This is a genomic window from Nakamurella panacisegetis, assembly GCF_900104535.1.
GTDB lineage: Bacteria > Actinomycetota > Actinomycetes > Mycobacteriales > Nakamurellaceae > Nakamurella > Nakamurella panacisegetis.
The window spans coordinates 4464622-4478163 of the sequence record NZ_LT629710.1; the positions used below are offsets into that span (position 1 = coordinate 4464622).

Genomic DNA, 13542 nt, shown 5'->3' on the forward strand with positions numbered 1-13542 from the left:
ACGGCGAATGCCCCGGGTCAGTCCGGATCACCTTGCGGCCCGGCGCCAGCAGATCCTCGACGGTGCCCGTGCCGCGTTTGCGCGGCACGGGTACGAGGGCGCGACGGTGCGGGTACTCGAGGAGGAGATCGGGCTGAGCCGGGGCGCCATCTTCCACCACTTCGCCGACAAGGATGCCGTGTTCATGGCCCTGGCCGGACAGGACGCGGCCGCCATGGCGGCCACGGTGGCCCGTGAGGGCCTGGTGCGCGTCATGCGGGACATGATCGACGCGCCGGACACCGGCTGGCTGGGCACCCAGCTGGAGATCTCCCGGCGGTGCCGCACCGACGCCAAATTCCGGGACGCCTGGGCCGCACAGTCGGCCCAGGTCCGGGTGGCCACGCGGGCCCGGCTGGCCCGGCAGCGCGACGCCGGGGTGTTGCGTACCGACGTGGACATCGAGGTGCTGGCCTCCTACCTGGAGCTGGTGCTGGAGGGGCTCGTCACTCACCTGGCCCAGGGCCTGCCCGGTGACCGGATGTCGCCCGTGCTCGATGTCGTGGAGATGTCCGTTAGGCGTTAGGCGTGCGGCGTCGCCGGGACCGGCCCCCGCCACTTCCGCCAGATGGCCAGCAGCCGGAATCCGGTGATGAAGGCGGCGCAGAGGAACTGGGTCAGGGTCGTCGGGGCGCCGAAGTAGAGGGCGGTGACCGCCACCGTGCAGCCGAGGATGGCCGGGATCGCGTACAGCTGCGAATCGCGGCGTAGCACGGCCGGGATCTCGCCGCACAACAGATCTCGCAGGATGCCGCCCCCGATACCGGTCACGACGCCGAGGATCACCGACGCCAGCGGACTGAGCCCGAACGCCAGGGCCTTGGCGGTGGCGCTGGTGCAGAACAGGCCGAGCCCGACCGCGTCGAAGAACTGCACGGCCCGGCGCAGCCTGGTCACCTGCGGGTGGAAGAAGAAGGTCAGCGCGGTGGCGACCAGCGGCACCACCAGCCACCAGGTGTGGGTCAGCGCGTCCGGTGGCACCGATCCCATCAGCAGATCCCGGATGACGCCCCCGCCGAGAGCGGTGATCGTGGCCAGGACGGTCATGCCGATCGCGTCGAACTGACGCCGCACCCCCATCAGAGCACCGGACAGCGCGAAAGCCGACAGGCCGATGTAGTTGAGGACCTCGGTGATCAGCGCCTGCACACGCTGGATCGTGCCATGCCCCAACCCGGATGTCCGAGCCGCGGCGGCCGTCTCACTGGCCGGCGCCGGCCGCCAGTTCACGCAGACGGTTCAGCTGCTCGTGCTGCTCGGCCTGCAGCTGGTCGGCCGGCGTCGCGGTGACCGCCGAACCGATCAGGCGGGTGACGGCCCGAACCGCCTCGACCGGGCTGGACAGCAACGCGTCGGTCAGATCGGCGACGGCCCGTTCCAGGTCGTCGGCCGGCACCGCGGTGAGGGCCAGACCGATCTGGACGGCCTCTCCGGCGCTGACCCGGCGCCCGGTCGCGCAGATCTCCAGGGCCCGCTGGAAGCCGACCGCCCTGGTCAGCCGACCGGTGCCGGTGAGGTCGGGCACCAGGCCCAGGGTCACCTCGGCCATCGAGAACTGGGCATCGTCGGCGGCGACGAGAAGGTCGCAGGCCAAAGCCAACTGGAACCCGGCACCGATGGCGTACCCCTGCACGGCGGCGACGGAGACGAACGAGGGGTCGGAGAGCCAGGTGAAGCCGCGTTGGAAGTCGGCGATCATGTTGTGCGCCACCGCATCGGGAGCCGAGGCGACCTGGAACAGCACCGAATCCGGACTCGGGGCCAGGATGCTCCGGTCGAGTCCGGCCGAGAACGCCTCCCCGGCTCCGGTGAGGACCACAACCCGTGTCTCCGCCGGAACGCGGGAACCGATGTGCGCCAGTGCTTCCCACGTGGCCGGGAGCTGCGCGTTGCGGATGTCGGGCCGGTTCAGGGTGATCGTCAGGACCGGCCCGGCCGTCGACGCGACCAGCCGTCCCCGGGTCAGCAGATCGGTGTCGAACGGGGACTCGTCGGTGGGGGCGCTCACCTGGTCATTGGTACCAGACGCTACTTCTTCTTCGTCCGGGTGGCACCGCCGCGACCTCGCAACGGGACGTCCGCATCGACCAGCAGGCGATGGACGAAGCCGTAGGAGCGACCGGTCCCGTCGGCCAGAGCTCGGATGCTCTGGCCCTTCTCGTACTTCTTCCGCAGGTCGGCGGTCAGCTTGTCGCGAGCGGAGCCGGTGATCCGGGCGCCCTTCCGGATGGCACCGGCCTTACCGGACTCTGCCTTGGTCGGAGTTGATGGCGACTCTGCAACCACGTCCGCACCTTCTTCTGCTCATCGAGTCGGACCCGGTGCGACGGCGGCGTCGACGATCGCGCACACCACATCGGGAGTGATCAACCCCATGATCGAGCAGAACGTCCGGCTTCGCCACCGCTGGCGCAGCGGCGCCGGAAAATCGTCAGGCGAGCTCGACGAGATCCAGGTAGTCGGCCGACCAGTGGTCCTCGCTGCCGTCGGGCAGCAGGATGACGCGCTCGGGGTGCAGCGCAGCGACCGCACCCGGGTCGTGGGTGACCAGGACGACCGCGCCGGCGTACCGGCGGAGTGCGTCCAGCACCTGCTCCCGGCTGGCCGGGTCGAGGTTGTTGGTCGGTTCGTCCAGCAGGAGCACGTTGGCCGCGGAGGACACCAGCCCGGCCAGGGCGAGCCTGGTCTTCTCGCCGCCGGACAGGGTTCCGGCCGGCTGCTCGAGCTGCTCCCCGGTGAACAGGAAGGTGCCCAGCAGGTTCCGCAGTTCCTGGGCCCCGGCATCCGGGGCCGCGCTGCGGATGTTCTCCCACACCGTGCGGTCGGGATCCAGGGTTTCGTGCTCCTGGGCGTAGTAGCCGAGCTTGAGGCCGTGACCCGGCTCGACCGCGCCGGTGTCCGGCTTCTCGCGGCCGCCCAACAATTTGAGCAAGGTCGTCTTGCCGGCGCCGTTGAAGCCCAGCACCACCACCCGGCTCCCCCGGTCGATGGCCAGGTCGACCCCGGTGAAGATCTCCAGCGACCCGTAGTGCTTGGACAGGTTCTTGGCGGTGAGCGGCGTCTTGCCGCAGGGGGCCGGCTCCGGGAATCGGATCTTGGCCACCCGGTCGGAGACCCGCACCTCGTCCAGGTTCGAGATCAGCGCCTCGGCCCGCCGGACCATCTGGTGTGCCGCGGCGGCCTTGGTCGCCTTGGCCCCGAGCTTGGCCGCCTGGGTCATCAGGACGGACGCCTTCTTCTCGGCGTTCGCCCGTTCCCGGCGTCGCCGCTGCTCGTCGGTGGCCCTGGCGTCCAGGTACCGACTCCAGGTCATGTTGTAGACGTCGAGTTCGCCGCGGACGGCGTCCAGGAACCACACCTTGTTGACCACGGCGGCCAGTAGTTCCACATCGTGGGAGATGATCACCAGCCCACCGCTGAAGCTCTTGAGGAAGTCGCGCAGCCAGGTGATGGAATCGGCGTCGAGGTGGTTGGTCGGCTCGTCCAGCAGCAGCATCGTGCCGTCGCCGGCGTCGGCCGCGGCGAACAGGATCCGGGCCAGCTCCACCCGGCGGCGCTGGCCGCCGGACAGGGTGCGCATCGGCTGCTCCAGGATCCGGTCGGGCAGGCCCAGGTTCGAGGTGATCCGGGCCGCCTCCGACTCGGCGGCGTACCCGCCGAGGCTGGAGAACCGCTCCTCGATCCGGCCGTACCGCTCGACCGCGGCATCCCGCTCGGCGCCGGTCAGCTCGGCCATCTGGATGTGCACCTTCTCCAGCTGGGCCACCATGACGTCCAGGCCGCGAGCCGAGAGCACCCGGTCCTTCGCCGTCATGTCCAGGTCGCCCTCGCGGGGATCCTGCGGCAGGTAGCCCAGCGGGCCGCTGATGGTGATGGTGCCGGCGTAGGGCTGACTCTCCCCGGCCAGGACGCGCAGGCTGGTCGTCTTGCCGGCGCCGTTGCGTCCGACGAGGCCGACGCGGTCGCCGTGCTGAAGGCGCACGGTGGTGTCGGCGAGCAGGATCCGGGTCCCAGCCCGCAGTTCAAGGCCGGTTGCGGTGATCACGTGTTCCGATTCTACCGGGGCCGCGGGTCCGGCCCCGCCACGACCGGGCATCCGGCCTGGTGAGTCCGCCCACGTCCGGACCGGCTACCGGCCGAATCCGGCCTTCCGCAGGGCATCGGCGAGGGATCCGGACGCCGCCGGCTCGGGCCGCCGGGCCGGCTGGTTGCCGCCCTTGCCGGGCGGGCGGGTCCCCCGGTTCTGCTCTGGCCGTCCGCCGCCGGCACGGGGGGCCTTGGCCCCGGGTTCGTCGTCCAGGCGCAGGGTCAGCGAGATCCGCGCGCGAGCGGGGTCGACCTCCATCACCTTGACCTTCACCACCTGGCCCGACCTGACCACCTCGCGGGGGTCGGAGACGAACTTGTTGCTCATGGCCGAGACGTGCACCAGGCCGTCCTGATGCACGCCGACGTCGACGAACGCGCCGAATGCGGCAACGTTGGTGACGACCCCCTCCAGCACCATCCCGACCCGGAGATCGGTGACCTTCTCGACGCCGTCGGCGAAGGTGGCGGTGGTGAAGGCGGGCCGCGGGTCGCGACCGGGCTTCTCCAGCTCGGTCAGGATGTCGGACACCGTCGGCACCCCGAACTTGTCATCGACGAACTTCTCCGGAGCCAGGGTTCGGAGCAGGGCGGAGTTGCCGATCAGGTCGTCCAGCCCGGTGCCGGTGTCCTTCAGGATCCGCCGGACCACCGGGTAGGCCTCCGGGTGGACGCTGGAACGGTCGAGCGGATCCGCGCCGCCGGCGATCCGCAGGAATCCGGCGCACTGTTCGTACGCCTTCGGCCCCAGCCGGGGCACGTTCTTCAACGCGCCGCGAGAGGCGAAGGGGCCGTTGGAATCCCGGTGGCTGACGATGTTCTCGGCCAGGGTCGTGGTGATGCCGGAGACGCGGGCCAACAGCGGAACCGAGGCGGTGTTCACGTCGACGCCGACCGCATTCACGCAGTCCTCCACCACCGCGTCCAGCGATTTCGCGAGCACCGACTCGGCCAGGTCATGCTGGTACTGCCCGACGCCGATCGACTTCGGATCGATCTTGACCAGCTCGGCCAGCGGATCCTGCAGCCGCCGGGCGATCGACACGGCGCCGCGGATCGACACGTCAAGGTCGGGCAGCTCGGCCGACGCGTAGGGGCTGGCCGAGTAGACCGAGGCCCCGGCCTCCGACACCACGATCTTGGTCAGCCCGGGCACCCGCGCGATCAGCTCGGTGGCCAGCCGGTCGGTCTCGCGGGAGGCCGTGCCGTTGCCGATCGAGATCAGTTCCACGTGATGGGTGACCACCAGCTGGTGCAGGGCGGCCAGGGCGGCATCCCAGCGGTTGTGCGGCTGGTGCGGGTAGATGGTGTCGATAGCCACCACCTTCCCGGTCCCGTCGACCACGGCGACCTTGACGCCGGTCCGGAACCCCGGGTCCAGCCCAAGGGTCGGACGGCTGCCGGCCGGGGCGGCCAGCAGCAGATCACGCAGGTTGGACGCGAAGACACCGGCCGCCGCCTGCTCGGCCGACTGCCGCAAGCGCATCCGCACGTCGATCCCGAGAGAGACCGAGAGCCTTGTCCGCCAGGCCCACCGCACCGTCTCGCGCAGCCACTTGTCGGCCGCCCGGCCCTGGTCGGCGATGCCGAACCGGGCGGCGATCCGGCGTTCGTAGTCACTCGGTGTCGCGTCCAGGGGGTCGGGATCGGCCGGCTCTGGACTCACCGTGACGTCCAGGACGTCGTCCTTCTCGCCCCGGAACATGGCCAGCACCCGGTGGGACGGCAGCGTGGTCAGCTTCTCGGCGAACTCGAAGTAGTCGGCGAACTTGGCGCCGTCCTGCTCCTTGCCCTTTCGCACGGCGGCCACCAGGCGGCCCCTGGTCCACAGCAACTCGCGGAGCCCGCCGACCAGGTCGGCGTCCTCGCCGAACCGTTCGACCAGGATGGCTCGGGCCCCCTGCAGGGCCTCGGCGGGGTCGTTCACCCCCTTGTCGGCATCGACGAAGGCGGCCGCGACGGCCTCGGGAGTCTGGTTCGGGTCCTTGAGCAGGGTGAAGGCCAGCGGCTCGAGACCGGCCTCGCGGGCGATCTGGGCCTTGGTCCGGCGCTTGGTCTTGTAGGGCAGGTAGATGTCCTCGAGCCGCGCCTTGGAGTCGGCGGCGGCCAGGCTCTGCTCCAGCGCAACCGTGAGCTTGCCCTGACCGCGGATGGAGTCGATGATCGCGGCCCGTCGATCGTCCAGCTCCCGCAGGTAGGTCAGCCGTTCCTCGAGGTCACGCAGCTGGGCGTCGTCCAGGGTGCCCGTCGCCTCCTTGCGGTAGCGGGCGATGAACGGGACGGTGGCGCCCCCGTCGAGCATGTCGATCGCCGCGGTGACCTGCCACTGTCCGACGTTGAGTTCGGCCGCGATCCGGCTGCTGACGGAGGGGATGGGCGTGTTCGGAACCTCGGTCGGGGCCGTGATGGCGGGCGCGCCGGGAGCGCTGACAGCTTCGGTGGGCACTGATCCTGCTTTCAATTCGTGGTGCGGTTGCGAAGGCGGTGTCCGGACCGGCTTCTCGTCCCGGACCCGGGTCATTGTGCCTTGCCGGGACCTGGGTCCCGGTACCCGCGGCGCATCCCGGGTGATACTTGACCGGTGATCCTGACTCGTGGGTGGTCCCTGTTCCTGGTCGTCGTCGGCGTCTTCAACTGGGTCATCTGGCCGCGGTTCTCAGTGGCCGTCTGGCAGGACCGTCGAGCCTGGTCGGGGGCCGTCGGGCACTCGTCACCGACGTCGTTCCTGCTGGTCCACGCGGTACTGGTGATCACGGCGGTGATACTCGGCACGATCGTCGGCGTGCTCGGGATCCGCGGCTACCTGGCCTCGCGGCGCCGGGTGGCTGCTCCGCGAAACGTGGCCGAGCCGGTCTGACCGGCCGGTCCCGGTCAGCTCGGTCCGGCCAACCGGGCCATCTGCTCCCGCGTCCGCACCACGATGCGCACCACCAGGCTGCGCTGTGCGACCTCGTCGAGGACGGCCCGGCGCGGTTCCGGGATGTCGCCGAACGTCCGGGACGGCAACCGGGTCAACGGTTTCAGGGCCGGTTCGGCCATCACTCGCTTCAGCGCGGCCGCGTCACCGGCCAGCACCAGGCCGCCGAACCGATCGGCCAGCGGCAGCAGCACCCGCTCGGCGGTCTGCGCGGCATCGGCCAGCGAGGCCGTCAACTGGTTGCCGCGTCGCCGGGCGTACCGCTGCTGCGACCAACCGCCGGCCGCGGTGCGGCCCTGCAGGTAGGCCCGGTCGGTGGACGACGAGAGCACCACCGAGTCCCGGGCGGTGCCGATCGAGTGCGCGCCGCCGCGCACCAGCACCAGACCGAGCAGGCCGATACCGGCCAGATGATCGACCAGGGCCTCGACCGGCTCGCGGTTTCCGATCGACATCGGACCGAACGGCACCTCGATCCGCGCCACCGTGCCGTCGCCGGCGGTGATCTCCAGCCGGTCCGGATGCGCGAGCAGATCCTGGACACCCTCGTTGCGGCCGGCGAACCGGTTGACCCAACCCACCACGCGGCCGGCCGAGATCTCCACCTCGATGCCGCCGCCGGCGGCCGGGCGGGGACGTCCGACGGTGCTCACGGCCCGGTCACAGGGCCGACCCCGCGTCCCAGAGCCGGGCGGCGTGGCCGGCCAGGGTGGTGGCGGAGTTGACCGCCCGATCGTCGGTCAGGGAGGCGACGTAGTCGATGATCCCCCGGCCCCGGCCCCACCGGATCAGGTCGTCCGGGCTGCCCCCGGCCTCGCCGGTACTGCTGATCAGCAGACCCGGGTTGGTCACGGCAAGCTGCTGGTAGCCCTCGGTGGCCAACTCGACCAGATCGATCAGCCGCCGCGGGGCCCGGGCGGCGTCGGCCGGATCGGCCAGCCAGGAGTCCAGGTCCCCGACCAGCGCGGCCATCACCTGGCCCTGGCCCCGCTGGAACATGGCCAGGTCCGGCCGGTCGAGGACGAAGCGCTGATGGACGAACTTCAGCACGGCCACCTCGTGCCAGGCCTGCCGGTCCAACGAGACGTGACCGGCCCGCGGCGGCGGATCGGCCGAGACCAGGATCGAGTCCTGGAGATGAGCGATCCAGCTGCGGGTGAACTCACCCACCAGGCGCTCCGCGGCCAACGACGAGTCGAACGGCACGGCCAGCAGCCCGTCGACCAGGTCGCTGCCCACTCGCCCCACCGCCACGGCGAATGCTTCGTCGTCGACCATCCAGCCGTCCTTGGCGTGCAGCCGCCGCCGGAGGAGCTCCAGGGAATTCCCCGGCAACCGCTCGTTCGCCCGCAACTCGCGCAGGTCGGCCGTCTCCAGTTCGGCCCGGCGCCGGATCCAGGTGCGGAACTCCGCCGAGACCGAGGCGTGCTGCAGTACCCCGGCCCGGTGGAAGTCATCCAGGTCGTGCAGCGAATAGGCGATGTCGTCCGCGATGTCCATGACGCTGCACTCGACCGTCTGCCGCCAGGGTTTGATCAGTGGATACGCGGCCAGGACCTCCGTCATCTCGCCGGCGTCGAGCACGTAGGCCGAGAACTTCCCCGACCCAAGGCCCTCCTCGCCCTCGCCGCCGCCCCGGGGCGGGTGCGCCGCGGTGCTCGGGTGCGGGCTCGGGACGCCGAACCGGGCCCACGGGTACTTGAGCACCGCCGCCCGGACCGCCGCGGTCAGGTTCAGCCCTTCGCCGTCGGTACCGTGCACGTCGAGTTCGGTCACGATGCGGAAGGTCTGGGCGTTGCCTTCGAAGCCGTCGGCCAGACCGAACCGGGACCGGGCGATGCGATCCAGGACGCGTTCGCCGAGATGCCCGAACGGCGGATGCCCCAGGTCGTGCGCGGTGGCTGCAGCCTGGATGACCACCGGATCGCAGCCACCGAGACCGGCCAGCAGTTCCTGGTGGGGGCCGCGGTTCAACTTCACGGCGATCGCCCGGGCCACCGCGGCCACCTTGATCGAATGGGTCAACCGGTTCTGCACCGACTGTCCGGCGGCCCCCTGGGAGATCACCTGGGTGACGGCCGACAGCCGGGAGAAGTACGGCGAGAATCGGATGCGGTCCAGATCCTCGCGGTACGCGGCGACCGGATCGGTGTCGGGGGAACCGTTGCGGCGGGCGAGACGCGAATCCATGCTGGCAACCTACCGGGGTCGACGGCGCGCAGCCGTCGTCACCGAGGATCGGGTCGGGCGGCGGCCGGGGCCAGGTACAGGACGCAGACCGCGCTCAGCAGCAATACCCCGCCGACGACGGTGAGCATCGGCAGTGGCTCGGCCAGCAGTACGACGGCCAGCACGGTGGCGGTCAGCGGTTCGATCAGGGTCAGCACGGAGGCCACGCTGCTCGGGGTGGATCGGAGCCCGGCGTAGAACAAGGCATAGGCCAGCACCGTGGTGGCCGCACCGAGATACAGGATCAGTGACACCGCGGCGCCGGTCACCACGAACCCGGCGCCGGAGATCAGGGCCATCGGCAACAGGGTGATCGTCCCGATGACGGTGGACGTGGTGGCCATGACGACCGCCGAGATCCCCTGCGCGGCATGACGGCTCACGATCGTGGTGAGGGCATAGCTGACGCCCGACCCGACCGCCGCCAACAGGCCGAGGCCGGGCCGGGGCGCCGCCGCGGTGGCGCCGCCGGACGAGGCAAGTGCGACCAGGCCCAGCCCGAGGACGGCCGCGGTGACCACCAGCACCGTCCGGACGCCCGGTCGGCGGCGGGTCCGCACGGCCTCGATGACCGTGGTGATGATCGGGGCGATGCCGAGACTGACCACGGTCGCGACACCGACCCCGACGTCGGCGACGGAGATGAAGTACAGGACCTGATAGATCCCCAGGCCCACCCCCGCGCCGACCAGTGACCACGGATGCGAGGCGAGTCCGCGGAGCGATCGCCGCAGCGTCGGGCCGGAGGCGATCAGCAGCAGGGCGGCGGCCGCGAGGAGCCGGTAGAAACCGATCGCGACCGGTCCGAGGTCCGAGGATTCGTGCAACTTCCGGACGACCACACCGGTGGTGCCCCAGAGGGCGGCGGCCAGGCTGATCTGGACGAGGCCGAGTCGATGGCCGATAGCCGTGGTGGTTCTGGTGCGCGCAGCGGAAAGGACGACGAGCGGGTTGAACATGACGGGAGGCTCCGGGTCTGAGTGGGGGCGCTGGTCACGGTCGGAGCGCAGACGTCATCCACTTCGGGCCACCCGTCCCACGGGCGACCTGATCGCAGTCCGAACTCCGGTCAGCGACTCGGAGGCGGAAGGAAGCCGGAGCGGCGGTACATGGGCGGGAGCATATCCGATCGCGTCAACCGATTCCGGACGGCCGGCTACTACACCGAGGTACCCGGACCGGCCCGACGGACGTCGTCCAGGGCGGCGTCGACCGACGGATAGAAGTGCTCACGGTCCAGGGTGGTGAACTTGCCGTAGCGGTCCAGCTGGTGGTGGAGCCGGGCCCGCAGTTCGACGAACAGGATGTGCACCCCCTCGTCGTTGAGCCGCCGATCGAGGTCCTCCAAGGCGTCGGCGGCACTGACGTCGATATCGGTGATGGCCTCGCACTGCAGGACGACCCATCTCGCCTGCTTCTCGTGGACCAGCGACGTCAGGGTGCGGGCGAAGATACCGGCGTTGGCGAAGAACAGCGGTGCCTCCCAGCGGAACACCACCACCCCGGGTATCTCGTCCACCCCGACGTCCGGCTCCTGTGCGTGCCAGCCTCGATCGGCACTGCGGCGCAACACCACGCCGTGCGGCCACCAGTTGCTGCGGAAGAACAGCAGGATCGACAGGCCCATCGCGAACAGGATGCCTTCCAGCACGCCCAGCAGGACCACGCCGACGGTCGCGGTCAGGGACACGACGACGGCGGACGGACGCACCCGCCAGTAACGGCGGAGCGCGGCCACATCGAGCAGCGTCCACGCGGCGCCGATGATGACCGCGGCCAGCGCGGTCTGCGGCAGGCTGCTCAGCAGGCCGTTGAAGAAGACCAGCAGCAGCACCACGATGGCCGCGCCGATCAAGCCGGTGAGCTGGCTGCGGGCGCCGGCTTGCTCGGCCACCGCGGTCCGCGAGGCACTGCTGGACACCGCGAACCCCTGGAACAGACCGGCGGCGATGTTGGCTCCGCCGACGGCGATCATCTCCTGGTCGGGGCTGACCTGATCACCGCGACGGGCCGCGAAGCCGGCCGAGGTGGCGATGGTGTCGGTCAGGGAGACCAGCGTGATCCCCACGGCCGCCAGGAAGAGCGGGCCGACGTCCGACCAGCGGGTGAACGGCAGCCGGGGTACCGGCAGCCCGTGTGGGAGCGGCCCGACGGTGTGCACCCCGTGTCGGGCGGAGAGTCCGAGCAGAGCCGAGAGCGCGGTGGCCGCGACGATGACCACCAGCACGGCGGGGACGCGCCGGGTCAGCTTGGGCAGGGCGACCAGTAGCACCAACGAGCCGAGACCGAACCCGAGCGTGACCAGGTTGGTGTGGTTCAGCGCGCCGGCGAAGGCGCTCACCTCGTGGAGCGTTCCGCTCGCGTCGGTGGAGAAGCCGAACAACTTCGGCAATTGACTGATCACGATCACCACGGCCAGGCCGTTCAGATAGCCGACCTTCACCTCCTTGGAGAGCAGGTCGGCCACGAATCCGAGGTGGCCAAGACCGAGAGCGATCTCGAACAGGCCGATCAGCACGGCCAGCAATCCGGCCAGGGCGATGGCCGCGGCCGGATCACGGGAGACCAGCAAGGGAGTGATCGCGGCCAGGATCATCGGGGACACGGCCGAATCGGGTCCGAGCACCAGGATCCGCGACGGCCCGAGCACCGCGTACCCGACCAGGCAGGCCACCGTCGTGTACAGGCCGGTGACGGCGGGCAGCCCGGCCAGTCCCGCGTACGCCATGCCCTGCGGGACCAGGAGGGTGGCCAGGACCGTGCCGGCGATCAGATCCGAGCGCAGCCATCGCCGCCGGTAGTGCGACAGCATGGTCAGGCCGGGCACGAAGCGCAGCAGACCGCCCGATGACATCGTGCCGCTCCTTCGCGCGATCCGTGGCCGGCGCCCACCGCTCGATGGCCGGGAGCCCGTGCTCGGGACGGCGACCGGGGAGGTCGTGATGCCAACAGGATCACCCCTCGGCGGCGGGCGGGCCACTCCTCATCGGCGCGCAGCCTGCGCGACGACTCGCCGCGGCACCGGCCGCAGGTCCCCGTCCGCGACCCTGAACCGACGTAAAATGGACCCGATCGTGTGAGGGAGGTGAACAGGATGTCCGACTCTGTGACCGTCCACCTGAGTGAACGAGACCTACGGCTGGTCCGAAACGCGTTGCGCACCTACGTCAACGCTTTCGGGCACAACGAAGCCGAGGTGGTCACCGAAGTGCGCGGCTTACTCGACCGGCTGCCGGAAACGGTCAGCCAGGTGACCGCGGATCGGTGACGTCGGGGCCGAGGATCAGATGTTGAATCCGAGGGCGCGGAGCTGTTCGCGGCCGTCGTCGGTGATCTTCTCGGGGCCCCACGGCGGGAGCCACACCCAGTTGATCTTGTAGTCGGCGACCAGCTCCTCGCCCGGAGTCATGAGCGCGGCGCCCACCTGGTCCTCGATCATGTCCGTCAACGGGCAGGCGGCACTGGTCAGCGTCATGTCGATGGTCAGCGTCCGATCGGCGTTCACCGTCAGGTCGTAGATCAGACCCAGGTCGACGATGTTCACCCCGAGCTCGGGGTCGACGACGTCGCGCAGCGCCTCCTCGATGTCCTCGATCAGGGCCCCGTCGACCGGAACGGCCGGGGTGACCTGGACCTGGTCGAGGGCGGCCGCGCCACGAGCGGCCCGATCGTCCGAGCCGTGGTCGTGACCGGAATGGTCGTGCCCGGCATGATCGTGGTCGGCATGGTCGTGCCCGGCGTGATCGTGACCGGTGTGGTCGTGCGTGTGGGTCGAGGCTTCAGTCATGTCGCCGCACTCCTATCAATGAACAGAACTAGTTGACCGCTTGGACCGCGGCGTCTTTGAACGCCATCCAGCCCAGCAACGCGCACTTGACGCGGGCCGGGTACTTCGAGACGCCGGCGAAGGCGATGCCGTCGCCCAGGGTGTCCTCGTCGCCGGCGATCTTGCCGCGGCTGGTGACCATCTGGTTGAACTCGTCGAGCACGGCCAGCGCCTCGCTCAGCGGGCGGCCGATGGTCAGGTCGGTCATCACCGACGTCGACGCCTGCGAGATGGAACAGCCCATCGCGTCATAGGAGATGTCCTCGACGACGGCGTCCGAGCCCGGACCGGAGAGCCTGACGCGCAAGGTCACCTCGTCGCCGCAGGTCGGGTTGACGTGGTGCACCTGGGTGTCGAACGGCTCGCGCAGGCCGTGGTGATGCGGTGCCCGGTAGTGGTCCAGGATGATCTCCTGGTACAGCTGCTCCATCTGCATGGCTTGGTC

At 70.3% G+C, this 13542-nt stretch carries 14 protein-coding genes; 3 read left to right on the forward strand and 11 right to left on the reverse strand.

Annotated elements, in window-relative coordinates:
- The first annotated feature begins 7 nt into the window (after window positions 1-7).
- Window positions 8-565: a TetR/AcrR family transcriptional regulator gene (locus tag BLS97_RS20100; RefSeq protein WP_090479690.1), complete on the forward strand. Its 558-nt coding sequence runs from the start codon at window positions 8-10 to the stop codon at window positions 563-565.
- Here the strand turns inward: BLS97_RS20100 and BLS97_RS20105 are convergent.
- From BLS97_RS20105 to BLS97_RS20125, 5 genes are all read right to left on the reverse strand, one after another.
- Window positions 562-1188: a trimeric intracellular cation channel family protein gene (locus BLS97_RS20105; RefSeq protein WP_197676290.1), complete on the reverse strand. Its 627-nt coding sequence runs from the start codon at window positions 1186-1188 to the stop codon at window positions 562-564. The two genes, BLS97_RS20100 and BLS97_RS20105, sit on opposite strands and share 4 nt — an antisense overlap.
- A 52-nt stretch (window positions 1189-1240) precedes the next feature.
- Window positions 1241-2005 (reverse strand): enoyl-CoA hydratase/isomerase family protein, encoded by a 765-nt coding sequence (locus BLS97_RS20110; RefSeq protein WP_407938076.1) that lies wholly within the window; start codon window positions 2003-2005, stop codon window positions 1241-1243.
- Between the two features lie 62 nt (window positions 2006-2067).
- A complete protein-coding gene (locus BLS97_RS20115; protein WP_231988214.1) occupies window positions 2068-2325 on the reverse strand; it encodes a helix-turn-helix domain-containing protein in 258 nt (85 codons plus the stop codon).
- 145 nt (window positions 2326-2470) lie between these two features.
- A complete protein-coding gene (locus BLS97_RS20120) occupies window positions 2471-4084 on the reverse strand; it encodes an ABC-F family ATP-binding cassette domain-containing protein (RefSeq protein WP_090479693.1) in 1614 nt (537 codons plus the stop codon).
- 84 nt (window positions 4085-4168) lie between these two features.
- A complete protein-coding gene (locus BLS97_RS20125) occupies window positions 4169-6532 on the reverse strand; it encodes a Tex family protein (RefSeq protein WP_407938077.1) in 2364 nt (787 codons plus the stop codon).
- A 174-nt stretch (window positions 6533-6706) separates the two neighbouring features.
- On the opposite strand from BLS97_RS20125, the gene BLS97_RS20130 reads away from it, so the two are divergent.
- Complete coding sequence (locus BLS97_RS20130; RefSeq protein ID WP_090479700.1) at window positions 6707-6982, forward strand: SCO4848 family membrane protein; 276 nt, start codon at window positions 6707-6709, stop codon at window positions 6980-6982.
- A gap of 14 nt (window positions 6983-6996) precedes the next feature.
- Here BLS97_RS20130 and BLS97_RS20135 read toward each other — a convergent pair whose 3' ends face one another.
- From BLS97_RS20135 to BLS97_RS20150, 4 genes are all read right to left on the reverse strand, one after another.
- A complete protein-coding gene (locus BLS97_RS20135) occupies window positions 6997-7695 on the reverse strand; it encodes an acVLRF1 family peptidyl-tRNA hydrolase (RefSeq protein WP_090479704.1) in 699 nt (232 codons plus the stop codon).
- Between the two features lie 7 nt (window positions 7696-7702).
- Window positions 7703-9232 carry a dGTP triphosphohydrolase gene (dgt, locus tag BLS97_RS20140; RefSeq protein WP_090479707.1) on the reverse strand — a complete coding sequence of 510 codons (1530 nt, stop codon included), beginning with the start codon at window positions 9230-9232 and terminating at the stop codon, window positions 7703-7705.
- 38 nt (window positions 9233-9270) lie between these two features.
- Window positions 9271-10230, reverse strand: coding sequence for a DMT family transporter (locus BLS97_RS20145; protein ID WP_090479711.1), 960 nt, complete (start codon window positions 10228-10230; stop codon window positions 9271-9273).
- Window positions 10231-10430: 200 nt separating this feature from the next.
- On the reverse strand, window positions 10431-12125 hold the full coding sequence (locus BLS97_RS20150) for a SulP family inorganic anion transporter (protein WP_090479714.1): 1695 nt from the start codon (window positions 12123-12125) through the stop codon (window positions 10431-10433).
- Between the two features lie 240 nt (window positions 12126-12365).
- Between BLS97_RS20150 and BLS97_RS20155 the strand changes: the two genes are divergently transcribed.
- Window positions 12366-12539 carry a hypothetical protein gene (locus tag BLS97_RS20155; RefSeq protein WP_157695576.1) on the forward strand — a complete coding sequence of 58 codons (174 nt, stop codon included), beginning with the start codon at window positions 12366-12368 and terminating at the stop codon, window positions 12537-12539.
- 15 nt (window positions 12540-12554) lie between these two features.
- On the opposite strand, the gene BLS97_RS24305 is transcribed toward BLS97_RS20155, so the two are convergent.
- Both BLS97_RS24305 and sufU read right to left on the reverse strand, forming a co-directional pair.
- Window positions 12555-13058: a metal-sulfur cluster assembly factor gene (locus tag BLS97_RS24305; RefSeq protein ID WP_090479722.1), complete on the reverse strand. Its 504-nt coding sequence runs from the start codon at window positions 13056-13058 to the stop codon at window positions 12555-12557.
- 28 nt (window positions 13059-13086) lie between these two features.
- On the reverse strand, window positions 13087-13533 hold the full coding sequence (sufU, locus tag BLS97_RS20165) for a Fe-S cluster assembly sulfur transfer protein SufU (protein ID WP_090479725.1): 447 nt from the start codon (window positions 13531-13533) through the stop codon (window positions 13087-13089).
- Between the last annotated feature and the right edge of the window lie 9 nt (window positions 13534-13542).